26 protein-coding genes are annotated in these 23,802 nt (G+C 46.7%); 14 read left to right on the forward strand and 12 right to left on the reverse strand.

Annotated features, from left to right (window positions below; all coding sequences use genetic code 11):
• Nucleotides 1–107: 107 nt before the first annotated feature.
• Nucleotides 108–1,664 carry an ABC-F family ATP-binding cassette domain-containing protein gene (locus tag NST79_RS04135; RefSeq protein WP_014476110.1) on the reverse strand — a complete coding sequence of 519 codons (1,557 nt, stop codon included), beginning with the start codon at nucleotides 1,662–1,664 and terminating at the stop codon, nucleotides 108–110.
• A gap of 172 nt (nucleotides 1,665–1,836) precedes the next feature.
• On the opposite strand from NST79_RS04135, the gene NST79_RS04140 reads away from it, so the two are divergent.
• Complete coding sequence (locus NST79_RS04140; protein ID WP_212059955.1) at nucleotides 1,837–2,967, forward strand: DEAD/DEAH box helicase; 1,131 nt, start codon at nucleotides 1,837–1,839, stop codon at nucleotides 2,965–2,967.
• Between the two features lie 67 nt (nucleotides 2,968–3,034).
• Nucleotides 3,035–3,481 carry a GNAT family N-acetyltransferase gene (locus tag NST79_RS04145; protein ID WP_015252579.1) on the forward strand — a complete coding sequence of 149 codons (447 nt, stop codon included), beginning with the start codon at nucleotides 3,035–3,037 and terminating at the stop codon, nucleotides 3,479–3,481.
• Nucleotides 3,482–3,533: 52 nt separating this feature from the next.
• On the opposite strand, the gene NST79_RS04150 is transcribed toward NST79_RS04145, so the two are convergent.
• From NST79_RS04150 to NST79_RS04175, 6 genes are all read right to left on the reverse strand, one after another.
• Nucleotides 3,534–4,553 carry an NADP-dependent oxidoreductase gene (locus NST79_RS04150; RefSeq protein ID WP_041332889.1) on the reverse strand — a complete coding sequence of 340 codons (1,020 nt, stop codon included), beginning with the start codon at nucleotides 4,551–4,553 and terminating at the stop codon, nucleotides 3,534–3,536.
• Between the two features lie 103 nt (nucleotides 4,554–4,656).
• The gene (yfmF, locus tag NST79_RS04155; protein WP_003233737.1) at nucleotides 4,657–5,457 is read right to left on the reverse strand and encodes a Fe(3+)-citrate ABC transporter ATP-binding protein YfmF; all 801 of its coding nucleotides are present in this window, start codon (nucleotides 5,455–5,457) and stop codon (nucleotides 4,657–4,659) included.
• 12 nt (nucleotides 5,458–5,469) lie between these two features.
• Entirely contained in the window at nucleotides 5,470–6,471 is a 1,002-nt protein-coding gene (gene yfmE / locus NST79_RS04160; RefSeq protein ID WP_003243506.1) for a Fe(3+)-citrate ABC transporter permease YfmE, read from the reverse strand.
• Nucleotides 6,468–7,469 carry an iron ABC transporter permease gene (fecD, locus tag NST79_RS04165; RefSeq protein WP_212059953.1) on the reverse strand — a complete coding sequence of 334 codons (1,002 nt, stop codon included), beginning with the start codon at nucleotides 7,467–7,469 and terminating at the stop codon, nucleotides 6,468–6,470. Before fecD ends, yfmE begins: the two co-directional genes overlap by 4 nt.
• Nucleotides 7,470–7,541: 72 nt before the next feature.
• On the reverse strand, nucleotides 7,542–8,489 hold the full coding sequence (yfmC, locus tag NST79_RS04170; protein WP_095843571.1) for a Fe(3+)-citrate ABC transporter substrate-binding protein YfmC: 948 nt from the start codon (nucleotides 8,487–8,489) through the stop codon (nucleotides 7,542–7,544).
• 109 nt (nucleotides 8,490–8,598) lie between these two features.
• A complete protein-coding gene (locus tag NST79_RS04175) occupies nucleotides 8,599–8,967 on the reverse strand; it encodes a YfmB family protein (RefSeq protein WP_015252572.1) in 369 nt (122 codons plus the stop codon).
• A gap of 243 nt (nucleotides 8,968–9,210) precedes the next feature.
• Here NST79_RS04175 and NST79_RS04180 point away from each other — a divergent pair, with 243 nt between their 5' ends.
• The 10 genes from NST79_RS04180 (at nucleotide 9,211) to nosA (ending at nucleotide 19,499) form a co-directional block, all read left to right on the forward strand.
• Nucleotides 9,211–9,558: a general stress protein gene (locus NST79_RS04180; protein ID WP_003233729.1), complete on the forward strand. Its 348-nt coding sequence runs from the start codon at nucleotides 9,211–9,213 to the stop codon at nucleotides 9,556–9,558.
• Nucleotides 9,559–9,747: 189 nt separating this feature from the next.
• Entirely contained in the window at nucleotides 9,748–11,010 is a 1,263-nt protein-coding gene (locus NST79_RS04185) for a pectate lyase (protein ID WP_003244025.1), read from the forward strand.
• A 126-nt stretch (nucleotides 11,011–11,136) separates the two neighbouring features.
• On the forward strand, nucleotides 11,137–12,573 hold the full coding sequence (locus NST79_RS04190; protein ID WP_003233725.1) for an anion permease: 1,437 nt from the start codon (nucleotides 11,137–11,139) through the stop codon (nucleotides 12,571–12,573).
• Between the two features lie 127 nt (nucleotides 12,574–12,700).
• Nucleotides 12,701–14,329 carry a two-component sensor histidine kinase CitS gene (gene yflR, locus NST79_RS04195; RefSeq protein WP_069703948.1) on the forward strand — a complete coding sequence of 543 codons (1,629 nt, stop codon included), beginning with the start codon at nucleotides 12,701–12,703 and terminating at the stop codon, nucleotides 14,327–14,329.
• Nucleotides 14,301–14,981 (forward strand): two-component response regulator CitT, encoded by a 681-nt coding sequence (citT, locus tag NST79_RS04200; protein WP_042978071.1) that lies wholly within the window; start codon nucleotides 14,301–14,303, stop codon nucleotides 14,979–14,981. The genes yflR and citT overlap by 29 nt, the downstream gene beginning before the upstream one ends.
• Before the next feature lie 2 nt (nucleotides 14,982–14,983).
• Complete coding sequence (locus NST79_RS04205; RefSeq protein ID WP_106074016.1) at nucleotides 14,984–15,943, forward strand: tripartite tricarboxylate transporter substrate binding protein; 960 nt, start codon at nucleotides 14,984–14,986, stop codon at nucleotides 15,941–15,943.
• 25 nt (nucleotides 15,944–15,968) lie between these two features.
• Nucleotides 15,969–16,094 carry a hypothetical protein gene (locus NST79_RS04210; protein WP_032679059.1) on the forward strand — a complete coding sequence of 42 codons (126 nt, stop codon included), beginning with the start codon at nucleotides 15,969–15,971 and terminating at the stop codon, nucleotides 16,092–16,094.
• Between the two features lie 43 nt (nucleotides 16,095–16,137).
• Complete coding sequence (gene citM, locus NST79_RS04215; RefSeq protein ID WP_042978073.1) at nucleotides 16,138–17,439, forward strand: citrate transporter CitM; 1,302 nt, start codon at nucleotides 16,138–16,140, stop codon at nucleotides 17,437–17,439.
• A 55-nt stretch (nucleotides 17,440–17,494) separates the two neighbouring features.
• Complete coding sequence (locus tag NST79_RS04220) at nucleotides 17,495–18,289, forward strand: MBL fold metallo-hydrolase (protein ID WP_181216890.1); 795 nt, start codon at nucleotides 17,495–17,497, stop codon at nucleotides 18,287–18,289.
• Nucleotides 18,290–18,407: 118 nt separating this feature from the next.
• The gene (gene nosA / locus NST79_RS04225; RefSeq protein WP_212059951.1) at nucleotides 18,408–19,499 is read left to right on the forward strand and encodes a nitric oxide synthase oxygenase; all 1,092 of its coding nucleotides are present in this window, start codon (nucleotides 18,408–18,410) and stop codon (nucleotides 19,497–19,499) included.
• Here the strand turns inward: nosA and NST79_RS04230 are convergent.
• The gene (locus NST79_RS04230; protein ID WP_212059943.1) at nucleotides 19,490–19,765 is read right to left on the reverse strand and encodes an acylphosphatase; all 276 of its coding nucleotides are present in this window, start codon (nucleotides 19,763–19,765) and stop codon (nucleotides 19,490–19,492) included. The genes nosA and NST79_RS04230 overlap by 10 nt on opposite strands.
• A 66-nt stretch (nucleotides 19,766–19,831) precedes the next feature.
• Here NST79_RS04230 and NST79_RS04235 point away from each other — a divergent pair, with 66 nt between their 5' ends.
• A complete protein-coding gene (locus tag NST79_RS04235; protein WP_014479155.1) occupies nucleotides 19,832–20,497 on the forward strand; it encodes an MOSC domain-containing protein in 666 nt (221 codons plus the stop codon).
• 40 nt (nucleotides 20,498–20,537) lie between these two features.
• Here the strand turns inward: NST79_RS04235 and NST79_RS04240 are convergent, their stop codons facing one another.
• The 4 genes from NST79_RS04240 to map all read right to left on the reverse strand — a co-directional run bounded on the left by NST79_RS04240 (nucleotide 20,538) and on the right by map (nucleotide 22,239).
• On the reverse strand, nucleotides 20,538–20,675 hold the full coding sequence (locus NST79_RS04240; protein ID WP_003233704.1) for a YflJ family protein: 138 nt from the start codon (nucleotides 20,673–20,675) through the stop codon (nucleotides 20,538–20,540).
• 156 nt (nucleotides 20,676–20,831) lie between these two features.
• Nucleotides 20,832–20,987, reverse strand: a complete 156-nt coding sequence (locus NST79_RS04245; protein WP_003244572.1) for a hypothetical protein — start codon at nucleotides 20,985–20,987, stop codon at nucleotides 20,832–20,834.
• 106 nt (nucleotides 20,988–21,093) lie between these two features.
• Entirely contained in the window at nucleotides 21,094–21,408 is a 315-nt protein-coding gene (locus tag NST79_RS04250) for a DUF3243 domain-containing protein (protein ID WP_003233700.1), read from the reverse strand.
• An 81-nt stretch (nucleotides 21,409–21,489) separates the two neighbouring features.
• A complete protein-coding gene (gene map / locus NST79_RS04255) occupies nucleotides 21,490–22,239 on the reverse strand; it encodes a type I methionyl aminopeptidase (protein ID WP_003233698.1) in 750 nt (249 codons plus the stop codon).
• A 171-nt stretch (nucleotides 22,240–22,410) separates the two neighbouring features.
• Between map and nagE the strand changes: the two genes are divergently transcribed.
• Complete coding sequence (gene nagE / locus NST79_RS04260) at nucleotides 22,411–23,769, forward strand: N-acetylglucosamine-specific PTS transporter subunit IIBC (protein WP_212059941.1); 1,359 nt, start codon at nucleotides 22,411–22,413, stop codon at nucleotides 23,767–23,769.
• The last annotated feature ends 33 nt before the right edge of the window (nucleotides 23,770–23,802 follow it).

The following is a 23,802-nucleotide window of genomic DNA, read 5'->3' on the forward strand; positions in this document are numbered from 1 at the left end:
TCACATCTCCATTGCAGCTCATTTTAAAAGACAGAGAGCTTTTGAGAATGGTTCAGAAAAAATGGCAGTAAAAAACCCGCCCTTCATCAGGCGGGTTTTTTTATAAATTAAAGCACTTTCGTCGTCCAAGACTCGCAGTTCCACGTTTCTGTCGCAATATCCATATAAAAGTCTGGCTCGTGGGAAATGAGCAGAATGGAGCCTTTATATTCTTTCAGGGCGCGCTTGAGCTCTTCCTTGGCATCGACATCCAAGTGGTTTGTCGGCTCATCGAGCACCAGCAGGTTTGTTTCTGAGTTGATTAGCTTGCACAATCTGACTTTCGCTTTTTCGCCTCCGCTTAATACGGAGACGCGGCTTTCGATATGCTTTGTCGTCAGTCCGCATTTTGCCAGAGCGGCACGGATTTCATACTGCGTATAAGAAGGGAATTCACTCCATACTTCTTCGATGCACGTATTGTTGTTTGTTTCCTTGACCTCTTGCTCGAAATAGCCGGTATAGATGTGCTCACCGCGTTCAACAGAGCCTTCGAGCGGCTGGATTTCACCAAGCAAACTTTTCAGCAATGTCGTTTTTCCGATCCCATTCGCGCCGTAAAGGGCAATTTTTTGGCCGCGCTCCATGCGGAGGTTGAGCGGACGGGACAGCGGGGAATCGTAACCGATCACGAGATCCTTCGTTTCAAAAATCAGCTTGCCTGACGTTCTCGCCGGCTTAAAGTGGAATTCCGGCTTTGGCTTTTCTGCCGCAAGCTCGATCATATCCATCTTATCGAGTTTCTTTTGGCGGGACATCGCCATGTTTCTCGTGCTGACACGCGCTTTGTTGCGGGCAACGAAATCCTTCAGCTCCGCGACTTCCTGCTGCTGCTTTTTGTAGGCCGCTTCAAGCTGCTGTTTTTTCACCTCGTAGACTTCCATAAACTGATGGTAGTCGCCGACATAACGTGTCAGCTCTTGATTTTCAACGTGATAAATCAGGTTGATGACACTATTCAAGAACGGAATATCGTGGGAAATCAGGATGAACGCGTTCTCGTATTCCTGCAGGTAGCGTTTCAGCCATTCAATATGCTGTTCATCAAGATAGTTGGTCGGCTCATCGAGAAGCAGAATTTCCGGCTTTTCAAGGAGAAGCTTAGCGAGAAGGACCTTTGTGCGCTGTCCGCCGCTCAAATCGGTGACATCTCGCTCTAAACCGATATCGCTCAAACCGAGACCGCGGGCGATTTCTTCCACCTTGGAATCAATGACATAAAAATCATTGTTTGTCAGCGCGTCTTGAATGACGCCGACTTCTTCAAGCAGCTTCTCGAGCTCGTCGGGATCAGCCTCGCCCATTTTGTTGTAAATCTCGTTCATTTCCTCTTCCATCGCAAATAAATAATGGAATGCGTCTTTCAGGACGTCGCGAATAGATTTTCCTTTTTCCAGCACGGTATGCTGATCCAGATAGCCGACACGGACATTTTTTGACCATTCGACTTTTCCCTCATCAGGTTCAAGCTTTCCGGTAATAATATTCATGAAGGTTGATTTTCCTTCACCGTTTGCGCCGATCAAACCGACGTGCTCGCCTTTTAACAGGCGGAAGGAAACGTTATTAAAAATGGCCCGGTCCCCGAAGCCGTGGCTTAAATCCTTTACAGATAAAATACTCATGTTTACACCTCTATCGTTATCAAACACGCACAATCGGCGTGTAATATTCACCCTTTTGATTATAAAGGAGGATTCGGAATGTTGAAAGGTATAGGAAAGAAAAAGAAAAATTGCGTTCCGGGCGAGGTTTTGAGATACTATGGAATAGATTTCAGGAATTGAGGAGAACAAAATGACGCAAACTTGGCCATTTTTACATAATGCACAATCATTTATACAAGAGAATTGGAATGCTTCCGGCTTTCAAACGCCAACCCCTGTTCAAGAGCAGGCAGCCCAGCTGATCATGGACGGAAAGGATGTCATTGCAGAATCGCCGACAGGCACAGGGAAGACGCTGGCGTATGCGCTGCCGGTCTTGGAGCGGATCAAACCAGAGCAAAAGCATCCGCAGGCGGTGATTTTAGCGCCTTCCCGTGAGCTGGTCATGCAGATTTTTCAGGTGATTCAGGATTGGAAAGCGGGCTCAGAGCTGCGTGCGGTTTCCTTAATCGGCGGGGCGAATGTGAAGAAGCAGGTCGAAAAGCTGAAGAAACATCCGCATATCATCGTCGGCACGCCGGGCAGGGTGTTTGAACTGATTAAAGCGAAGAAACTCAAAATGCATGAAGTGAAAACGATCGTGCTTGATGAAACGGATCAGCTCGTCCTGCCGGAGCATCGCGAAACGATGAAGCAAATCATTAAAACAACATTAAGAGACCGCCAGCTTCTATGTTTTTCTGCCACGCTCAAAAAGGAAACAGAGGACGTGCTCCGCGAATTGGCGCAAGAGCCTGAGGTGTTGAAGGTGCAGCGAAGCAAGGCGGAGGCAGGGAAAGTGAAGCATCAATACCTGATTTGCGACCAGCGCGACAAAGTGAAGCTGCTGCAAAAGCTGTCAAGGCTTGAAGGCATGCAGGCACTCGTATTTGTGAGAGACATTGGCAACCTGAGTGTATATGCGGAAAAACTGGCATATCACCACGTTGAACTCGGCGTTTTGCACAGTGAAGCGAAAAAAATGGAGCGAGCGAAAATCATTGCCGCATTCGAAGACGGAGAGTTTCCTCTTTTATTGGCGACTGACATTGCCGCACGCGGTTTAGACATTGAAAACCTGCCATACGTGATTCATGCTGATATTCCAGATGAAGATGGCTATGTCCACAGATCAGGACGAACAGGCCGGGCCGGAAAAGAAGGCAACGTGCTGAGCCTTGTGACAAAATTGGAGGAATCTAAGCTGAAAAAAATGGCGAAGAAGCTTGGTGTTGAGCTGAGTGAAGCTGTGTATGCAGGCGGAAAACTGAAGACGAAATAAAAAGAAGGGCGAAGAGCCCTTTTTTTGTTGTAAAATAATAGAAAAGATTTTGCGCGGAGGTGGGAAAATGGCTTCAATAGACAGGTTTCAAGTAATGCAGGAGCCAGAGCTGAAAATCCTTGAACACTGGTTTGAGAATGAGGATACCAGACGGAGAATGGATGGGATGCTGCCATTAGATGAGTGGTATGCACGAGTAAATAAAGATAAACACGATACTGTCATCATGGCGTATGATGGACAGCTGCCGGCAGGGATGGTCGTTATTGAGTTCGGAGAGGAGCGGACGTATATTGGATTGATCGTCAATCCTTTGTACCGGCTTCAAGGGTACGGAAAACGGATATTGCAAAAGCTGATGACCGAACCTGATTTTACTAGCGTGCGAGAATGGGTGGCATGCATTGAAGAAGACAATCGAATCAGTTTAGCTTGCTTTCAAGCAGCAGGATTCACTTTGGAAGACACGGAACCTGATGAAGATGGTTTTCTTACGCTGATTCTTCGCAACTGATCTCATCGAAACACAAAAGGAGGGCAAAAAGCCCTCCCGTTTTCATCTTCATTCAGCTCGGATCACTGACCTTGATCAGCTGTTTCCCTTTATTTTCTCCCTTAAATAAACCGAGAAACGCGTCAGGAATGTTTTCGAAGCCTTCTGTGATGGTTTCCTCGTAATGGAGTTTACCAGCCTTCAGCCATTCGGCCAGCTGTTTTGCTCCCTCAGAAAAACGATCGGAGTAGTCGCTTACGATAAAGCCTTGCATCAGCGACTTCGTTTTAATGAGTTTTGATTGGACACGAGGGCCCATGTCATCTGCTTCGCTTTTTGCGTTATAGGAAGAAATGGCGCCGCACACCGGAATGCGGGCAAATTCATTGAGCAGATTCATCACCGCGTCTGAAATCGGTCCGCCGACATTGTCAAAATACACATCGACACCGTCAGGACAAGCGTTTTGAAGCGCTTTTTGGATATCATCCGCTGTTTTGTAATTGATGGCTTCGTCAAACTGAAGCTCCTGTTTTAAATAGTCGATTTTTTCATCAGAGCCCGCGATGCCGACGACTCGCGCGCCTTTGATTTTGGCAATTTGCCCGACTGTTGAACCGACGGCTCCAGCAGCTCCGGAGACAACCACGGTTTCGCCTTCCTTCGGGCGTCCGATGTCCAGCAATCCGAAGTATGCTGTTAAGCCGGTCATTCCCAAAATGCCGAGATAGGCCGAAGCGGGAGCAAGGCTTGTATCAATTTTTCGCAAGGCAGACTCGCTCACAGCGGAAAATTCCTGCCAGCTGAGATTTCCGATGACGATATCGCCTTTTTTCAGATGATTCCCGTCTGACACAACTTCAGCGATAACCCCGCCAGAAAGCGCTTCATCCAAGGCGAACGGCTCAACATATGACTTCGTATCCTGCATACGGCCGCGCATATAAGGGTCAACCGATACATAAAGCGTTTTGACAAGCACTTCCCCTTGCTTGGGTTCAGGAACCGGAATGGTTTCAAAGCGAAAGTCTTCATGAACAGGAATACCTTGTGGACGTCTTGCTAATTGAATTTGCTGCTGAGATGCTGTCATTTTCATCCTCCTATCACTTGGTTGACACCACTGTAACATGGACAGGAGAGGAAATACAAAAGGTAAGCTGGCATACAAAAAAGGAGAGGGGCTCCTCTCCTTTTTATTTCGCCCGTAATTTCGGGCACAGTCCCGTCGGCAGGCACATTGGCTTCTGGTCGATCGGGCTTCTCATGATGCAGCATTCCAAGCCGAAGACTTCACGGAAAAATGGCTGGGTGAACACATCTTCCGGTGTTCCGGCGTTGTATATTTTTCCGTCCAGCACACTGATCAGATAGTCAGCATATTGAGCTGCTTGGTTTAAATCATGGAGCACCATGACAACGGTGCGGCCATGGTCGCGGTTCAGCTTTTTCAGCAGTTCAAGCACTTCAATCTGGTGTGAGATGTCTAAATACGTGGTCGGCTCATCAAGCAAAAGCAAATCAGTGCCTTGCGCAAGTGCCATGGAAATCCAGGCTCTTTGTCTTTGGCCGCCTGAAAGGGCATCCAGCGTCCGATCCTTCAGTTCAATCATGCCCGTTGCTTCTAGCGCCCACTCTACCATGTCATGATCCTCTTGGGTATGCTTGGATAACAGCTTTTTGTGAGGATGTCTGCCAAAATAGCATAATTCCTCTACCGTCAATCCTTCAGGAGCCTGAGGAGATTGTGGAAGAATGGCCAGTTTTTTTGCGACTTCTTTTGATGGCTGGCGGTGGATGTCTTTTCCTTCTAGTAGCACTGTACCGCTTTTCGGGGCCATCAGCCTGGCGAGCGATTTGAGGATTGTTGATTTACCGCAGCCATTAGCGCCGATGAGCGCAGTGATTTTTCCTTCTTCTATCTTTAAGTCGACTCCGTCAATAATCACTGTACTGTCATATGAAAGAGTGAGCTGGTCTGCAGCCAGTTTTCCCATGGTATCCTCTCCCTACTGTTTCCTCGCTTCGAATTTCAATAAATATAAGAAATAAGGCGCGCCGATTACGGCTGTCAGTATTCCGGCAGGTATTTCAACCGGAGGCATGATGCCGCGCCCTAACGTATCTGCAATTAATAATATAATAGCACCAATCAATGCCGATGCAGGCAGTAAATATTTAGCTTTTTCTCCGGTAAGCCGTCTGGCGATATGCGGAGCAAGCAAGCCGATAAAACCGATTGAGCCGACGACGGCTACACAGCTTCCCGCCAGCGCCACCGCGGTGAAAATCAGAATGAATCTCAGCCGGTTTGCGTTTTCTCCGAGACCCTGTGCAAGCTCATCCCCGAGTGACATAAGATCCAGCTTCGGTATGAGTATGCAGACGATCGGAAAAAGAATCAAAAGCCATGGCGCAAGCAGCTTGACTTCTTCCCAGTTTCTTCCCCAGAGGCTTCCTGTCAGCCAAATGAGTGCAGCATTCACGTCGCCCGGAAACTTGACCATCATATATTGCATTCCGGCGTGGCAGACCGCGCCTAAAGCAATGCCTGATAAAGCCAGTGAAGAGGGCTGAATGCTCTTTTTTCGGGCTATCATTAATAATAGTACAGCAATAATGGCGGCTCCGGCAAATGCGGAGAACGGAAGCACGTATACCGGCGACTCAGGAAAGATGAGAATCACAGCCATCGCCGCAAGTCCGGAGCCTTTTGAAATGCCGACAACGTCCGGGGAAGCGAGCGGATTTCGGATCACACCCTGTAAAATCGCTCCGGCAGCGGCAAGCCCAGCACCGGCCAAAATCGCTAATATGATGCGGGGCAGACGATATTGCTGGATGATAAATTCAAAGGAATGATCCAGTCCCAGCAGATTCGTCACTACTGCATCAGGTGAAATGTATAATGCACCGATTCCAATGCTGATGACGGACAGAACGATTAAAATCACGGCCAATATGAGTATCGCCAGCAAGGGGCGTTTTTGTTTTCTGGTTGTTTTCTTCATTTCAGATGCCGCCCTTTCCTTGCCAAATATAAGAAAAACGGCGTTCCGATAATCGCGGTGACAATGCCGACCGGTGATTCATAAGGAAATGCAATCCATCTGGCCAGAACATCTGCGTACACCAGCAAAATGGCACCGAACAGTGCCGAAAACGGAAGCACGTATTGATAATGTTCTCCGATCAGCTTGCGGACAATATGCGGGACGAGCAGCCCGACAAAGCCAATCGGCCCGGCGACGGCTACGGAAGCGCCGGAAAGGATTAAAATAATCAAACTGATCAGAATCCGGATGCCGTTCATATTTTGTCCAAGCCCTTTTGCTGTTTCGTCTCCGAGACCGAGAACAGAAACAGAACCGGAAAATACGAGGGCAAGCCCGATGCCAATGACAGAAAACGGAGCGATGGTTATGACATCCTGCCAGTTGCTGCCGTCGATTGCGCCTGTCATCCAGTACAGAACATCCTCACCTGACTCATTTAAAATAATGATGGCCTGTGTCATAGAGGAGAGGAACAAATGCACGGCCATTCCTGACAGCGCCAGCTTGACAGGTGTCATTCCGCCGGATGAGGCAATCATATATACAATCGCGCCGCCTGCTGCCGCACCCGCAAAAGCGAATATAACAGATGAATAGGGCGATGCCGGCAGAATGACGAGAGAAGAAACGACAAAAAGCGATGCACCCGCATTCACACCGAAAATTTGGGGTGAAGCCAGAGGGTTTCTGGTCATAGCCTGCATCAGCGCCCCTGCTACAGCTAGGCTGGCGCCGACAAAAACGCCGATTAAAGTGCGGGGAAGGCGAAGAGTAGAGATGATGAGCTGTTCCTTTGAACCGTCCCATACAAAAAGATATTTCAATGAATCTATGATGCCGATGTCTGAGGCTCCTACTGAAAGATTCAGCCCAAGCCCAAATATAAAAATAATCAGTGCAATGATAAACATCATCAGTCTTGATGATGAGCGCCGTTTGGCTGAATGATACAACAGTCTCACTTCCTTACTGCGTCTGGTTGCAAAAACGAAGAAGCAAGGATTTCCCCTCGCTTCTCATTTGTCCTATTTATTATACACTTTTTTAAGCACATCTTTGGCGCTTGTTTCACTAGACTTGATGCCTCTGAATCTTGTCCAAGTGTCACGGTCCGCATCATAGACTTGTCCATTTTTCACCGCTTTGAGATTTTTCCAGAGCGGGTTCGTTTTCCACTCATCTACAATGGTTTTGCCTTCGTTGGCTGAGATGAACAAAATATCAGGATCGATTTTGCTCAATTGCTCAAGGCTGACCTCTTGATAGGCGTTATCTGACTTCACAGCGTGTGTAAAGCCTAGCATTTTAAAGATTTCTCCGTCATAGGATGATGATGTATGAAGCTGGAAGGAATCCGCTCTTGCAACGCCGAGAACGATGTTGCGGTTTTCATCTTTCGGAAGTTCGGCTTTTAGATCGTTGATGACTTTTTTGTGCTCGGCAAGCTTTTCTTTTCCTTCATCTTCTTTATTTAATGCTTTAGCAATGGTCGTAAAGCTGTCGATCGTTTCGTCATATGTCGCTTCACGGCTTTTTAATTCAATCGTCGGAGCGATTTTTTTCAGCTGTTTATAAATGTTTTTATGGCGCTCAGCGTCAGCGATGATTAAATCAGGCTTCAAGGAACTGATGACCTCAAGATTGGGTTCGCTGCGTGTGCCTACAGATGTGTAATCAATGGAGCTGCCGACAAGCTTTTTAATCATATCTTTTTTGTTGTCATCGGCGATGCCCACCGGCGTAATGCCGAGATTGCGAACGGCATCCAAGAATGAAAGCTCAAGCACAACCACTCGCTTAGGTGTGCCGCTTACTGTCGTTTTTCCTTCTTCGTCATGGATCACTCTGGAATCCTTAGACTTGCTTTCGCCGCTTCCGTTGTTATTCTGGCTTGATGAACAGCCGGATACAATGAGGCAGGCGAGCAATAAAACACTCATGATGGCAATCAACTTGTTAGAATAGGTGCGCATGTCATTCTTCCTTTTTTCAGATTTAGTAATGAGAATCATTATCACATGTAACACTATAATAGCATGGCTTATCATGTCAATATTTTTTTAGTAAAGAAAGATGCGTTTTTTACTGCTTTCTCATGAAAGCATCATCAGACACAAATAAGTGGTATGAAGCGTTACCGTGTCTTCGAGACAAAAACGCATGGGCGTTGGCTTTAGAGGTTTCGAACATATCAGCAGTGACATAAGGAAGGAGAGTGCTGAGATAACCGGACAATTTCTTTTCTATTTCATCTGTTAGTGCAAATTCAATGTCGCCGATATTCATGATAATCGAGAAAACAAAGTCGATATCGATATGAAAATGTTCCTCGGCAAAAACCGCAAGCTCGTGAATTCCTGGTGAACATCCGGCACGCTTATGGAAAATCTGTTTGACTAAATCACTCACAATCCAAGCATTGTATTGCTGTTCTGGTGAAAAGTATTGCATTAGACATACCTCCTGCTCGTACGGATAAAGGCAGCGTTTCATGGTCGTGTGCTCCGTGCAGCGGCTTCTCCTTAATTTTGATTTTTCTGAAAATAGGTCCCGTTCCTATCACTTTACCATGGACGGAAAACAAATAGCTACTACCATTCCTCCTGTTTTTCTCTTTAATGTTCTGGAATCTGTTTCAGGTACAGACGATCGGGTATGAAAGAAATATAGAAAACATGAAGGAGGAATATCGACATGAAACCAGTTGTAAAAGAGTATACAAATGACGAACAGCTCATGAAGGATGTAGAGGAATTGCAGAAAATGGGTGTTGCGAAAGAGGATGTATACGTCTTAGCTCACGACGATGACAGAACGGAACGCCTGGCAGACAACACGAATGCCAATACGATCGGAGCCAAAGAAACAGGTTTCAAGCACGCGGTGGGAAATATCTTCAATAAAAAAGGAGATGAGCTCCGCAATAAAATTCACGAAATCGGTTTTTCTGAAGATGAAGCCGCTCAATTTGAAAAACGCTTAGATGAAGGAAAAGTACTTCTCTTTGTGACAGATAACGAAAAAGTGAAAGCTTGGGCATAAAGCAAGGAAAAAACCAAAAGGCTATGACGGCCTTTTGGTTTTTTTGCGGTCTTTGCGGTGGCATTTTGCAGAATGCCGCAATAGGATAGCGGAACATTTTCGGTTCTGAATGTCCCTCAATTTGCTATTATATTTTTGTGATAAATTGGAATAAAATCTCACAAAATAGAAAATGGGGGTACATAGTGGATGAAAAAAGTGATGTTAGCTACGGCTTTGTTTTTAGGATTGACTCCAGCTGGCGCGAACGCAGCTGATTTAGGCCACCAGACGTTGGGATCCAATGATGGCTGGGGCGCGTACTCGACCGGCACGACAGGCGGATCAAAAGCATCCTCCTCAAATGTGTATACCGTCAGCAACAGAAACCAGCTTGTCTCGGCATTAGGGAAGGAAACGAACACAACGCCAAAAATCATTTATATCAAGGGAACGATTGACATGAACGTGGATGACAATCTGAAGCCGCTTGGTCTAAATGACTATAAAGATCCGGAGTATGATTTGGACAAATATTTGAAAGCCTATGATCCTAGCACATGGGGCAAAAAAGAGCCGTCGGGAACACAAGAAGAAGCGAGAGCGCGCTCTCAGAAAAACCAAAAAGCACGGGTCATGGTGGATATCCCTGCAAACACGACGATCGTCGGTTCAGGGACTAACGCTAAAGTCGTGGGAGGAAACTTCCAAATCAAGAGTGATAACGTCATTATTCGCAACATTGAATTCCAGGATGCCTATGACTATTTTCCGCAATGGGATCCGACTGACGGAAGCTCAGGGAACTGGAACTCACAATACGACAACATCACGATAAACGGCGGCACACACATCTGGATTGATCACTGTACATTTAACGACGGTTCGCGTCCGGACAGCACATCACCGAAATATTATGGAAGAAAATATCAGCACCATGACGGCCAAACGGATGCTTCCAACGGCGCTAACTATATCACGATGTCCTACAACTATTATCACGATCATGATAAAAGCTCTATTTTCGGATCAAGTGACAGCAAAACCTCCGATGACGGCAAATTAAAAATTACGCTCCATCATAACCGCTATAAAAATATTGTCCAGCGCGCGCCGAGAGTCCGCTTCGGGCAAGTGCACGTATACAACAACTATTATGAAGGAAGCACAAGCTCTTCAAGTTATCCTTTCAGCTATGCATGGGGAATCGGAAAGTCATCTAAAATCTATGCCCAAAACAATGTCATTGACGTACCGGGACTGTCAGCTGCTAAAACGATCAGCGTATTCAGCGGGGGAACGGCTTTATATGACTCCGGCACGTTGCTGAACGGCACACAGATCAACGCATCGGCTGCAAACGGGCTGAGCTCTTCTGTCGGCTGGACGCCGTCTCTGCATGGGTCGATTGATGCTTCTGCTAATGTGAAATCAAATGTCATAAATCAAGCGGGTGCGGGTAAATTAAATTAAGAAAGTGAAAAACACAAAGGGTGCTAACCTTTGTGTTTTTTAATTAATTAAAATGTTTATTAACTTAGTTAAGGAGTAGAATGGAAAAGGGGATCGGAAAACAAGTATATAGGAGGAGACCTATTTATGGCTTCAGAAAAAGACGCAGGAAAACAGTCAGCAGTAAAGCTTGTTCCATTGCTTATTACTGTCGCTGTGGGACTAATCATCTGGTTTATTCCCGCTCCGTCCGGACTTGAACCTAAAGCTTGGCATTTGTTTGCGATTTTTGTCGCGACAATTATCGGCTTTATCTCCAAGCCCTTGCCAATGGGTGCAATTGCAATTTTTGCATTGGCGGTTACTGCACTAACTGGAACACTATCAATTGAGGATACATTAAGCGGATTCGGGAATAAGACCATTTGGCTTATCGTTATCGCATTCTTTATTTCCCGGGGATTTATCAAAACCGGGCTCGGTGCGAGAATTTCGTATGTATTCGTTCAGAAATTCGGGAAAAAAACCCTTGGACTTTCTTATTCACTGCTATTCAGTGATTTAATACTTTCACCTGCTATTCCAAGTAATACGGCGCGTGCAGGAGGCATTATATTTCCTATTATCAGATCATTATCCGAAACATTCGGATCAAGCCCGGCAAATGGAACAGAGAGGAAAATCGGTGCATTCTTATTAAAAACCGGTTTTCAGGGGAATCTGATCACATCTGCTATGTTCCTGACAGCGATGGCGGCGAACCCGCTGATTGCCAAGCTGGCCCATGATGTCGCAGGGGTGGACTTAACATGGACAAGCTGGGCAATTGCCGCGATTGTGCCGGGACTTGTAAGCTTAATCATCACGCCGCTTGTGATTTACAAGCTGTATCCGCCGGAAATCAAAGAAACACCGGATGCGGCGAAAATCGCAACAGAAAAACTGAAAGAAATGGGACCGTTCAAAAAATCAGAGCTTTCCATGGTTATCGTGTTTCTTTTGGTGCTCGTGCTGTGGATTTTTGGCGGCAGCTTCAACATCGACGCAACCACAACCGCATTGATCGGTTTGGCCGTTCTCTTATTATCACAAGTTCTGACTTGGGATGATATCAAGAAAGAACAGGGCGCTTGGGATACGCTCACTTGGTTTGCGGCGCTTGTCATGCTCGCCAACTTCTTGAATGAATTAGGCATGGTATCTTGGTTCAGTAATGCCATGAAATCATCCGTATCAGGGTTCTCTTGGATTGTGGCATTTATCATTTTAATTGTTGTGTATTATTACTCTCACTATTTCTTTGCAAGTGCGACAGCCCACATCAGTGCGATGTATTCAGCATTTTTGGCTGTCGTCGTGGCAGCGGGCGCACCGCCGCTTTTAGCAGCGCTGAGCCTCGCGTTCATCAGTAACCTGTTCGGGTCAACGACTCACTACGGTTCTGGAGCGGCTCCGGTCTTCTTCGGAGCAGGCTACATCCCGCAAGGCAAATGGTGGTCCATCGGATTTATCCTGTCGATTGTTCATATCATCGTATGGCTTGTGATCGGCGGATTATGGTGGAAAGTACTGGGAATATGGTAGAAAGAAAAAGGCAGACGCGGTCTGCCTTTTTTTTATTTTCACTCCTTCGCAAGAAAACGGATTTTGAAAAATGAGAAAATTTCCTGTGAAAAATGGTATGATCTAGGTAGAAAGGACGGCTGGTGCTGTGGTGAAAAAGCGGTTCCATTTTTCCCTGCAAACAAAAATAATGGGGCTGATTGCGGCTCTGCTGGTCTTTGTCATTGGTGTGCTGACCATTACGTTAGCCGTTCAGCATACACAGGGAGAACGGAGACAGGCAGAGCAGCTGGCGGTTCAAACGGCGAGAACCATTTCCTATATGCCGCCGGTTAAAGAGCTCATTGAGAGAAAAGACGGACATGCGGCTCAGACGCAAGAGGTCATTGAACAAATGAAAGAACAGACTGGCGCGTTTGCCATTTATGTTTTGGACGAAAAAGGAGACATTCGCAGCGCCTCTGGAAAAAGCGGATTAAAGAAACTGGAGCGCAGCAGAGAAATTTTGTTTGGCGGTTCGCATGTTTCTGAAACAAAAGCGGATGGACGAAGAGTGATCAGAGGGAGCGCGCCGATTATAAAAGAACAGAAGGGATACAGCCAAGTGATCGGCAGCGTATCTGTTGATTTTCTGCAAACGGAGACAGAGCAAAGCATCAAAAAGCATTTGAGAAATTTGAGTGTGATTGCTGTGCTTGTACTGCTGCTTGGATTTATTGGCGCCGCCGTGCTGGCGAAAAGCATCAGAAAGGATACGCTTGGGCTTGAGCCGCATGAGATCGCGGCTCTATATCGTGAGAGGAACGCAATGCTTTTCGCGATTCGAGAAGGGATTATTGCCACCAACCGTGAAGGCGTCGTCACCATGATGAACGTATCGGCGGCCGAGATGCTGAAGCTGCCCGAGCCTGTGACCCATCTTCCTATAGATGACGTCATGCCGGGAGCAGGGCTGATGTCTGTGCTTGAAAAAGGAGAAATGCTGCCGAACCAGGAAGTAAGCGTCAACGATCAAGTGTTTATTATCAATACGAAAGTGATGAATCAAGGCGGGCAGGCGTATGGGATTGTCGTCAGCTTCAGGGAGAAAACAGAGCTGAAGAAGCTGATCGACACATTGACAGAGGTTCGCAAATATTCTGAGGATCTCAGGGCGCAGACTCATGAATTTTCAAATAAGCTTTATGCGATTTTAGGGCTGCTTGAACTTGGGGAGTATGATGAAGCCATTGATCTGATTAAAGAGGAATATGCGATACAAAATGAACAGCATGATCTTTTATTCCATAACATTCATTCGCAGCAGGTGCAGGCCATTTTGTTAGGGAAAATAAGCAAGGCATCGGAAAAGAAGGTCAAGCTGGTGATTGATGAGAACAGCTCACTCGCGCCTCTTCCTGCACATATCGGCTTGTCCCATCTTATTACGATTATTGGCAATTTAATTGATAACGCTTTCGAAGCTGTAGCGGAGCAAAGCGTGAAGGAAGTTTTGTTTTTTATCACGGATATGGGCCATGACATTGTCATTGAAGTATCAGACACAGGGCCCGGTGTGCCGCCAGAGAAAATAGAAGCTGTGTTTGAGAGAGGCTATTCTTCAAAGGGGATGAGGAGAGGCTACGGTCTGGCCAATGTGAAAGACTCAGTGCGTGAACTGGGCGGCTGGATCGAACTGGCGAATCAAAAAACTGGCGGGGCGGTATTCACTGTGTTTATACCGAAGGAGAAACAAAGGGGGAATCCATTTGATTCACATCGCGATTGCGGAGGATGATTTTCGAGTTGCGCAAATCCATGAGAGATTGATTAAACAGCTTGATGGATTCAAGATTATCGGCAAGGCGGCTAACGCAAAAGAGACATTGGCGCTTTTGAAGGAACACAAGGCTGATTTGCTTCTGCTGGATATTTATATGCCGGACGAGCTTGGGACCGCGTTGATTCCTGATATACGAAGCCAATTTCCTGAAGTGGACATTATGATTATCACAGCGGCAACAGAAACCCGGCATTTGCAGGAAGCGCTAAGGGCAGGAATTGCCCACTATTTGATCAAACCCGTAACGGCTGACAAGTTCAGGCAGGTGCTGCTTCAGTATAAAGAAAAAAGGAAGCTGCTCATGTCTCAGCCGGAGGTCAGCCAATCCATGATCGACCATATTTTTGGGAACGGTGTGAAGACAGCTTTGCCGGCAGAGGATTTGCCGACTGGCATTAATTCGATTACACTGCGAAAAATTAAGGAAGCGCTTCAGACTGCGTCAGAAGGATTGACAGCGGAGGAACTTGGGGAAAAAATGGGGGCGTCACGAACAACTGCCCGCCGTTATGCCGAGTACCTTGTGTCAAAGGAAGAAGCAAGAGCCGAGCTTGAATACGGGATTATCGGCAGGCCGGAGAGAAAATATTATTTGGCGGCGGATTAGATATGAAAAAATCTATAATATTATTGATTTTTCTATTGATCTTTATGCAGGGTGATATCAGGCAGGTGGCTGCGCCGCGCCTGCCGGACGGGCCGATAGAAATTGTCGTCCCTGCCGAACCTTCTGGCGGCTGGGATGTCACAGCGCAGGCGATCCAATCAGTTTTGAGGCAGAAGCAGATCGTGAAGGATGATGTTCATATCGTCTATAAATCCGGCGGCGGGGGAGAGAAAGGCTGGAAATATGTCAACAAAAGCAGCAAACAAACCATCAGCATGACGTCCAGCCTAATATTGAGCAATGATCTTCTCGGGCAAAGCAAATTAAAAATGTCCGATTTTACGCCGCTCGCCATTCTCTCCAAGGAATGGCAGACGGTTGCATTGCCAAAAGGATCAGCGTTAACAAATGGCAAGGATGTGCTGAATGAGATCAACATGCATCCCGGCAAGGTGAGAATCGGCTTTGCCCCGGGGTTTGGCAATGATGATCAGCTCTCGTTCGTCAGAGCGGCAGATATGTACGGCATTGACCCGTTTGACATTCAATTCTCACAGTATGACAGCAGCGAACAGCTCATTCAGGCGCTGATCAGACATGAGATAGAAGCGGCTTCCATGACACTTTCTGAAGCGAAACCATATGAACGAAACGGCGATATCACGTTAGCTGCTGTAACATCTGATAAAAGACTTCCCGGTTTTCCAAATGTACCGACGTGGAAGGAGCAGGGAATCCCGTTTGTTTTTTCTCATTGGAGAGGGATTTTGGGCCCGAAAAATATGTCTGAGGAAGAGATTTCTTACTGGGATCAAGCGCTAAAGAAGGTCACCTCCTCACCTGAATGGAAGCGGAAAATAAACGAACAGGACTGGGAAAGCTTTTATTTGAACAGCAGGGAAACGAAACGGTTTTTAGAAGAGCAATCCGCTTTTTATCAAAGCATCATGACAGGAAATTAAGATCCCGGCATCCCGGGATTTTTTCATGCCGAAAAATGATCAAAAAGAACAAAACGGTTTTAAAAATTTAAAAATACAAAAAAACCAAATTATTTACTTGCGGTTGGTTTTCCCATACGATGGCAAAAAGGCAAGACAAAAAGGGGAGTAAGGGAGAAAAAAATGTAAGCGGATTCATTTAAGGGGGAATGGATGTGTTAGCAATCTTAGGCTTTCTCATGATGCTTGTGTTTATGGCATTGATCATGACAAAACGGCTTTCTGTTTTAACAGCATTAGTTTTGACGCCGATTGTGTTTGCGCTTATCGCCGGATTTGGATTTACTGAAGTTGGGGACATGATGATTTCGGGGATTCAGCAAGTCGCACCGACTGCGGTCATGATTATGTTTGCGATCTTATATTTTGGAATTATGATTGATACAGGCCTGTTTGATCCAATGGTTGGCAAAATTTTAAGCATGGTCAAAGGAGACCCTTTAAAAATTGTTGTCGGGACAGCGGTCCTTACAATGCTCGTCGCCTTGGACGGAGATGGCTCGACAACGTACATGATTACGACAAGCGCCATGCTTCCGCTCTATTTGCTGCTAGGCATCCGGCCAATTATCTTGGCAGGAATCGCGGGAGTCGGCATGGGAATCATGAACACGATTCCATGGGGCGGTGCGACGCCGAGGGCCGCGAGTGCGCTGGGGGTTGATCCAGCTGAGCTTACAGGGCCGATGATTCCTGTCATTGCAAGCGGGATGCTTTGTATGGTGGCGGTTGCGTATGTGCTTGGAAAAGCGGAACGAAAGCGCCTTGGTGTGATTGAACTGAAACAGCCGGCCAATGCCAATGAACCGGCTGCTGCGGTTGAAGATGAGTGGAAGCGGCCGAAGCTTTGGTGGTTCAATTTATTGTTAACGCTTTCTTTAATAGGATGTTTAGTATCGGGTAAAGTCAGTTTAACCGTACTGTTTGTCATTGCGTTTTGTATTGCGCTGATTGTGAATTATCCCAATCTCGAGCATCAGAGACAGCGCATCGCGGCGCATTCCAGCAACGTGCTGGCTATCGGTTCAATGATTTTTGCCGCGGGGGTGTTCACGGGGATTTTGACAGGCACGAAAATGGTTGATGAAATGGCGATCTCGCTCGTGTCCATGATACCGGAACAAATGGGCGGATTGATCCCGGCGATTGTTGCCTTAACAAGCGGCATTTTCACATTCTTGATGCCGAATGACGCGTATTTCTACGGGGTGCTGCCGATTTTATCAGAAACAGCTGTCGCATACGGTGTGGATAAAGTGGAAATTGCCAGAGCCTCTATTATCGGCCAGCCGATTCATATGCTGAGTCCGCTTGTGCCATCCACTCATTTGCTTGTCGGACTCGTCGGAGTTTCTATTGATGACCATCAAAAATTCGCATTGAAATGGGCGGTTCTCGCAGTGATCGTCATGACGGCTATCGCTCTATTCATCGGTGCGATCTCTATTTCCGTATGATAATTCAGGCGTAATGACACACACTAACGGCATACAACATTCCGGAGGTGTCATTATGAGTGATCCTTATATGCCGCTGACTTCAGTCAGAAGCGGAACGGGGTTCGAAGCGGCAAAAGGGGTGCACGGCCTGACTGTGCAAATTGCGAATGTCTATTTTATTCAGCTGCCTTCTGAACCTCACTCATTTGTTTTAATTGATGCCGGCATGCCCCAATCAGCCGGCGTGATTGTCAATGAAGCCAAACAAAGATTCGGTGAAGGGTTTCAGCTGAAGGCGATTATCCTCACACACGGGCACTTTGACCATATTGGGGCAATCGAAGAGATCCTTGAGCATTGGGATGTGCCTGTTTATATCCATTCTCGGGAAATGCCTTATGTAACAGGTAAAGAGGATTATCCTCCGGCTCGTCCTGACAGCAAGAGCGGGCTGGTCGCCAAGCTGTCGCCGCTGTTTCCGCGGCATTCCATCGATATTTCCTCACATGTCCAGGCACTGCCGGAAGACGGTTCAGTTCCTTTTCTTGACGAGTGGATATGGATCGCGACACCAGGACACACGCCGGGCCATATTTCGTTATTCCGCGATGACGGACGCGTGCTTGTAGCAGGTGATGCTGTTATTACAGTGGAACAGGAGAAAATGGCTGACGTCTTGATACAAAAACAGGAGCTTCACGGTCCGCCGGCTTATTTCACGCCTGACACAGAGACGGCCGCGGAGTCCATTCTAAAGCTGGCCGGTCTTGAACCGGAAGCGTTATTGACAGGGCACGGCATACCGATGACCGGCAAAAACTTTCGAAGTGACTTAACTGAATTGGCAAGTCGATTATCGTCTATTTGACACCCGCATTACGCGGGTGTTTTTTATTGTTTTCCAGGAAGTTGCAGAAAAATCATTTGTCTTGCCGCTTAAAAACGATACAATGAAAAGCATGAAGTGATGTGAAGGGGAGAGTTTGTTGGAAGAAAAAGAAATACTCTGGAACGAAGCGAAAGCGTTTATTGCCGCATGCTATCAGGAATTAGGAAAGGAGGAGGAAGTGAAAGACCGTCTCGAGGACATTAAAAGTGAAATTGACCTGACCGGAAGCTATGTACATACGAAGGAAGAGCTAGAGCACGGAGCGAAAATGGCTTGGAGAAACAGCAACCGCTGCATCGGCAGATTGTTCTGGAATTCGCTGAATGTTATCGACAGACGAGACGTCCGGACGAAGGAGGAAGTGCGTGACGCCCTCTTTCACCATATTGAAACCGCCACCAATAACGGGAAAATCAGACCGACCATTACGATTTTCCCTCCGGAAGAGAAGGGTGAAAAGCAAGTCGAGATCTGGAATCATCAGCTGATCCGGTACGCTGGATATGAGTCAGACGGAGAAAGAATCGGCGACCCGGCTTCCTGTTCCCTGACAGCAGCCTGCGAAGAGCTCGGCTGGCGCGGAGAACGAACGGATTTTGACCTGCTGCCGCTCATTTTTCGCATGAAAGGCGACGAACAGCCTGTCTGGTATGAGCTGCCGCGTTCACTTGTGATCGAGGTTCCAATCACACATCCGGACATCGAGGCGTTTTCTGATTTGGAGCTGAAGTGGTACGGCGTGCCTATCATCTCTGATATGAAGCTTGAGGTCGGGGGCATTCATTATAATGCCGCGCCATTTAACGGCTGGTATATGGGCACGGAGATCGGAGCGAGAAACCTCGCAGATGAAAAGCGGTACGACAAGCTGAAAAAAGTAGCGTCCGTGATCGGCATCGCCGCTGATTACAATACGGATTTATGGAAGGATCAAGCGCTAGTTGAATTGAATAAAGCTGTGCTGCACTCGTATAAAAAGCAGGGTGTCAGCATCGTTGATCATCATACAGCGGCAAGCCAGTTTAAACGGTTTGAAGAACAGGAGGAAGAAGCGGGCAGAAAGCTGACGGGAGACTGGACGTGGCTGATTCCGCCAATTTCACCCGCTGCCTCTCATATCTTCCACCGCTCCTATGATAACTCAATCGTTAAGCCGAACTATTTTTATCAAGATAAGCCTTATGAGTAAACAATAGAAAATCGATGATGGCCTTCAAGGCTGCGGGATTCAGTCACAGAGATGTCGGTAATCTTTGAGAAAGGGCTTCCGTTCTTTACAGCCTCAACAAACGATTGCAGGGCGTTTTCCGGACCCTCTGCCAAAATCTCGACACGCCCGTCATCACGGTTTTTGACCCAGCCGGCCAGTTTTCGCTTATCAGCTTCCATTTGAACAAAATAGCGAAAGCCCACACCTTGAACCCGGCCGTCTACAATGATTCGGTATTGAAGCATGTAAAAACCACCTTTTCTTTTTATGATAATCAATCATTTTACAACCTGTAAAGGGGATGTGTTTATATGAAACCAGAGCGCTATTCAGTTCTTTCTCTTAATCTGGGAAAACCGCAGACGCTTGAATATGACGGAAAGAAAATCGAAACCGGCATCATGAAGCGGCCGGCTGAATCAGCCGTCATGCTGTATCGGGAGAATTTTGAAGGAGACGGACAGGCGGACCTCGTCAACCACGGCGGACCTGATAAGGCTGTCTGTGTCTACCCGGCGGAGCATTATCCGTTTTGGGAAGAGTTCCTCTCAAGACCGCTGTCAAATGCCGCATTTGGAGAAAATCTGACGGTCGCGGGCCTGACTGAGGAGAATGTTTGCATCGGGGATGTGTTCAGACTTGATGAAGCTGTTGTTCAGGTCAGCCAGCCGCGCCAGCCGTGTGTAAAGCTGGCGAAAAAGTTTGGTGTAAAAGAAATGGTGCTGAAGGTCCAGCAAACCGGCTATACAGGGTTCTATTTTCGCGTGCTGGAGGAGGGCAGGGTGTCTCCCGGCGCGAACCTTGAATTGCTGTCCAGAGGAGAGAAGGGCATATCCGTCCAGTTCGCCAACCGCATCAACTACCATGATGCAAAAAATCTCACCGCCATTGAACTGATTTTAAGTGAGGCTGCACTATCGGAAAGCTGGAGAGCGTCCTTTATGAAAAAAAAGGACAGGCTGCTGCCGGTTGAATAGAAAAAAGCCGCGCATATCAACGTGCGCGGCTTTGTCATATTTAAGATTGTTTTTTCTTTGATTCAAGCAGGTTGGCAAGAAAATAGGTTTTATAGCTTTGAAGCTTTCTTCCTTCATGGTGCGTGATCCCCTGCTTTTTTAGTTCTGCCACATACCAGCCTTTACTGCCGTAATGCATGTCAGAAAACTCCTTTCCCTATCTGATTTCGAAACGATTGGCATTGTAACATCTATAAAAAGATGCTGAAAAGAGATGCGGGGAAAACTGAGCCTTTCGCACTAGATGTACGAATGTTCTTCTGAATGTATATGCGGAGCAAAAGCCGAATATGATTTAATGGCCGGTTAGTTTGATCATGACAACGCCAAATGTCATAATGGCGAAAACAATGCCGATATATGTGAGCATCCCGTTTTTTTTCTTAACGCCGTAAACGGTCATAATGATGCCTTCAATGAAAAAAATGATGCCGAAAATAATAAACCACATGCAGATAAAGGCTCCTTTCACAGACATAATAGTAGTGTAGCATATCTGAAAGAGCCGGGCTGTGACAATATCAAGAAAGCCGGGCGCATATCGCCCGGCTCATGTTTTATTGTTTATCAACCAATTTGACCAGAAGCTGTGCCAAATGTTCTTTCTCATCTTCGTCTGCAACGCTCCAAAGCTCTTGCAGCAGCATTTCTTCACCGTTTTGCGGCTCTTCATGCTTTGCGAGGTAGTCTCCTAGGATCGCAGCGCTTTTTACAAGCTTGCCGTCATCCAATCCCAGCTTTTTGCCTCGGTTGACTTGTTTTTTCAGGTAGCCTTTAAATTCATCAAAGTCTTTTAAAATGTCTTCTTTTATTGTGCCATGCATCGCGTTCATTTCGTTTTCAATTTGGATTTTTTCTTGATCTCTGTTCATTGCAAGACCTCCTCGTGCAGAATAATGATGTTTTACCTGCTATTGGAGGAGGTTAAACCTGCCGGAAGCCCGGAATGTGTTTTACAGTTTCGTCAGGATAATCGGTTCATCTTTTGTGATGACGATCGTGTGTTCAACTTGGGCAACCATGCTTTTATCCGGCGTCTTGAACGTCCAGCCGTCTCCAGCTTCAACAATCGTTTCTGCTTTCGTTGAAATAAACGGTTCAAGCGCGATGACTGTGCCATTTTTGAACAGTGCGTTATCAAACGGATCATAATAGTTCATGATGTGATTCGGCGCTTCATGCAGGCTTCGGCCGATTCCGTGGCCGGTCAGGGTTTTGATGACGGTAAAGCCTTGAGAGCGTGCTTCATGATAAACGGCTCTTCCGATCTGGTTTTGGCGCTTGCCCGCTTTTGCCTGCTGAAGCCCCTTTTGAAAAGCGTTTTCCGCGCATTGGCAAAGCTTATGAAGGCGTTCTTCTCCTTCACCGAGCACAAATGAGATGCCTGTGTCGGAATAGAAGCCGCCAAATTCAGCGGAGATGTCGATGTTGACAAGGTCCCCTGCTTTTAAAATTTTGGATGTGCTTGGTATGCCGTGAGCCACTTCATCATTTACGCTGATGCATGTCACGCCTGGAAAATCGTATTCCTTCTCAGGAGCTGAAACGGCGCCATGCTCATCAAGCACAGCTTTTCCGATAAGGTCAAGGTCTTTTGTGCTCATGCCGGGCTCTGCCTTCCGCTTCATTTCTTCACGCGCAAGCGCGACGATTCTTCCGATTTTTTTCAGGCCTTCTAATTCTTGATCGTTTGTTACAATCATCTGTCATTCCCGCTTTCTTTTTAAATAATCTAGATTAAGCTTACCACAACTGTCTTAAAAATAGGAAACACACGGGCCTGGGAAAAAAGAAATACCCCCGGGAAAATTGGTATAGATCACTAGATATCTTATATGGTATATTTGAAAAAAAAGGGTATGAGGGGGATGGGTATGCTTTCACTTTTACAAAAACTCGGGAAGTCATTTATGCTCCCGATTGCAGTTCTGCCTGCGGTTGGAATTATCCTTGCGCTTGGCAGAGAGGATGTATTTAATATCCCGTTTGTCTATCAGGCGGGGACGGCGGTTTTTGATCATCTGCCGCTTATTTTTGCGATCGGAATTGCCATCGGCATTTCAAAAGACAGCAATGGGGCCGCGGGTTTATCAGGGGCGATATCGTATCTGATGCTTGACGCGGCAACAAAGACAATTGATAAAACAAATAACATGGCGGTGTTTGGGGGAATTATTGCCGGTTTAATTGCCGGTTACACCTATAACCGCTTCAAGGATACCAAGCTGCCTGAATATCTCGGATTTTTCAGTGGCAGACGGCTTGTGCCGATTATAACAGCCATTATTACGATCATTTTAGCGGGCATATTCGGAGTCGTCTGGCCGCCGATTCAATCTTGTATAAACTCGTTTGGAGAGTGGATGCTCGGGCTCGGCGGCATCGGGGCAGGCATATTCGGCCTTTTCAACAGGCTGTTAATTCCGCTTGGCCTTCACCATGTGCTGAACAATATTTTCTGGTTCCAATTTGGAGAATATAACGGAGTGACAGGGGATCTGGCGCGCTTTTTCGCGAAAGATCCGACAGCGGGCACATATATGACGGGATTCTTCCCAATCATGATGTTCGGTCTTCCGGCGGCGTGTCTGGCTATGGTTGTGACTGCGAAGCCGTCTAAACGGAAAGCGACGGCTGGGATGATGATTGGGTTTGCTTTAACGGCGTTTATCACAGGGATTACGGAGCCGATTGAGTTTGCATTTATGTTTTTATCTCCGCTTTTATACGCTGTTCACGCGGTCTTAACCGGGTTATCTTTATTTATCGTCAACTGGCTCGGCATCCGCTCAGGCTTCTCTTTTTCAGCTGGAGCTATCGATTATGTGCTCAGCTATGGAATCGCGGAAAAACCGCTGCTTCTGCTTTTGGTAGGTATATGCTATGCGGCAGTATACTTTATCGTGTTTTATGTACTGATTAAGGCTTTGAATTTAAAAACGCCTGGACGGGAAGACGATGATGTAGATGAAGTGCTGGATGAAAATACTGTTCAGGATGTAAATGAAAACATCATGCTGAAAGGGCTCGGCGGAAAAGAAAACCTTCAAACCATTGATCATTGCGCCACAAGGCTGCGACTGACTGTGAAGGATACCGCTTTGGTGGATGAAGCGCTGCTAAAGAAAGCAGGCGCAAAAGGGGTTGTCAAATCGGGCGGGCAATCGGTTCAAGTCATTATTGGCCCGAATGTGGAATTTGCGGCGGAAGAATTGAGAGCTGCTGTCAAATAAAAAAAGCGGAGAGGGCAACCTCTCCGCTTTTTC

It is taken from the genome of Bacillus sp. PS196, from assembly GCF_037963555.1.
Lineage (GTDB): Bacteria > Bacillota > Bacilli > Bacillales > Bacillaceae > Bacillus > Bacillus subtilis.

Coding starts and splice junctions, on each gene's coding strand:
- NST79_RS04235 (WP_014479155.1), top strand. CDS start 19,832: ATGAAACCAGAGCGCTATTCAGTTCTTTCTCTTAATCTGGGAAAACCG.
- NST79_RS04230 (WP_212059943.1), bottom strand. CDS start 19,765: ATGCTTCAATACCGAATCATTGTAGACGGCCGGGTTCAAGGTGTGGGC.
- NST79_RS04250 (WP_003233700.1), bottom strand. CDS start 21,408: ATGAACAGAGATCAAGAAAAAATCCAAATTGAAAACGAAATGAACGCG.
- NST79_RS04180 (WP_003233729.1), top strand. CDS start 9,211: ATGAAACCAGTTGTAAAAGAGTATACAAATGACGAACAGCTCATGAAG.
- NST79_RS04145 (WP_015252579.1), top strand. CDS start 3,035: ATGGCTTCAATAGACAGGTTTCAAGTAATGCAGGAGCCAGAGCTGAAA.
- yfmC (WP_095843571.1), bottom strand. CDS start 8,489: ATGCGCACCTATTCTAACAAGTTGATTGCCATCATGAGTGTTTTATTG.
- NST79_RS04185 (WP_003244025.1), top strand. CDS start 9,748: ATGAAAAAAGTGATGTTAGCTACGGCTTTGTTTTTAGGATTGACTCCA.
- nagE (WP_212059941.1), top strand. CDS start 22,411: ATGCTTTCACTTTTACAAAAACTCGGGAAGTCATTTATGCTCCCGATT.
- NST79_RS04205 (WP_106074016.1), top strand. CDS start 14,984: ATGAAAAAATCTATAATATTATTGATTTTTCTATTGATCTTTATGCAG.
- NST79_RS04135 (WP_014476110.1), bottom strand. CDS start 1,664: ATGAGTATTTTATCTGTAAAGGATTTAAGCCACGGCTTCGGGGACCGG.
- NST79_RS04210 (WP_032679059.1), top strand. CDS start 15,969: ATGCCGAAAAATGATCAAAAAGAACAAAACGGTTTTAAAAATTTAAAA.
- NST79_RS04175 (WP_015252572.1), bottom strand. CDS start 8,967: ATGCAATACTTTTCACCAGAACAGCAATACAATGCTTGGATTGTGAGT.
- yfmE (WP_003243506.1), bottom strand. CDS start 6,471: ATGAAGAAAACAACCAGAAAACAAAAACGCCCCTTGCTGGCGATACTC.
- NST79_RS04245 (WP_003244572.1), bottom strand. CDS start 20,987: ATGTGGTTTATTATTTTCGGCATCATTTTTTTCATTGAAGGCATCATT.
- NST79_RS04190 (WP_003233725.1), top strand. CDS start 11,137: ATGGCTTCAGAAAAAGACGCAGGAAAACAGTCAGCAGTAAAGCTTGTT.
- map (WP_003233698.1), bottom strand. CDS start 22,239: ATGATTGTAACAAACGATCAAGAATTAGAAGGCCTGAAAAAAATCGGA.
- NST79_RS04150 (WP_041332889.1), bottom strand. CDS start 4,553: ATGACAGCATCTCAGCAGCAAATTCAATTAGCAAGACGTCCACAAGGT.
- NST79_RS04220 (WP_181216890.1), top strand. CDS start 17,495: ATGAGTGATCCTTATATGCCGCTGACTTCAGTCAGAAGCGGAACGGGG.
- NST79_RS04240 (WP_003233704.1), bottom strand. CDS start 20,675: ATGCATTACGGCAGTAAAGGCTGGTATGTGGCAGAACTAAAAAAGCAG.
- NST79_RS04140 (WP_212059955.1), top strand. CDS start 1,837: ATGACGCAAACTTGGCCATTTTTACATAATGCACAATCATTTATACAA.
- yfmF (WP_003233737.1), bottom strand. CDS start 5,457: ATGGGAAAACTGGCTGCAGACCAGCTCACTCTTTCATATGACAGTACA.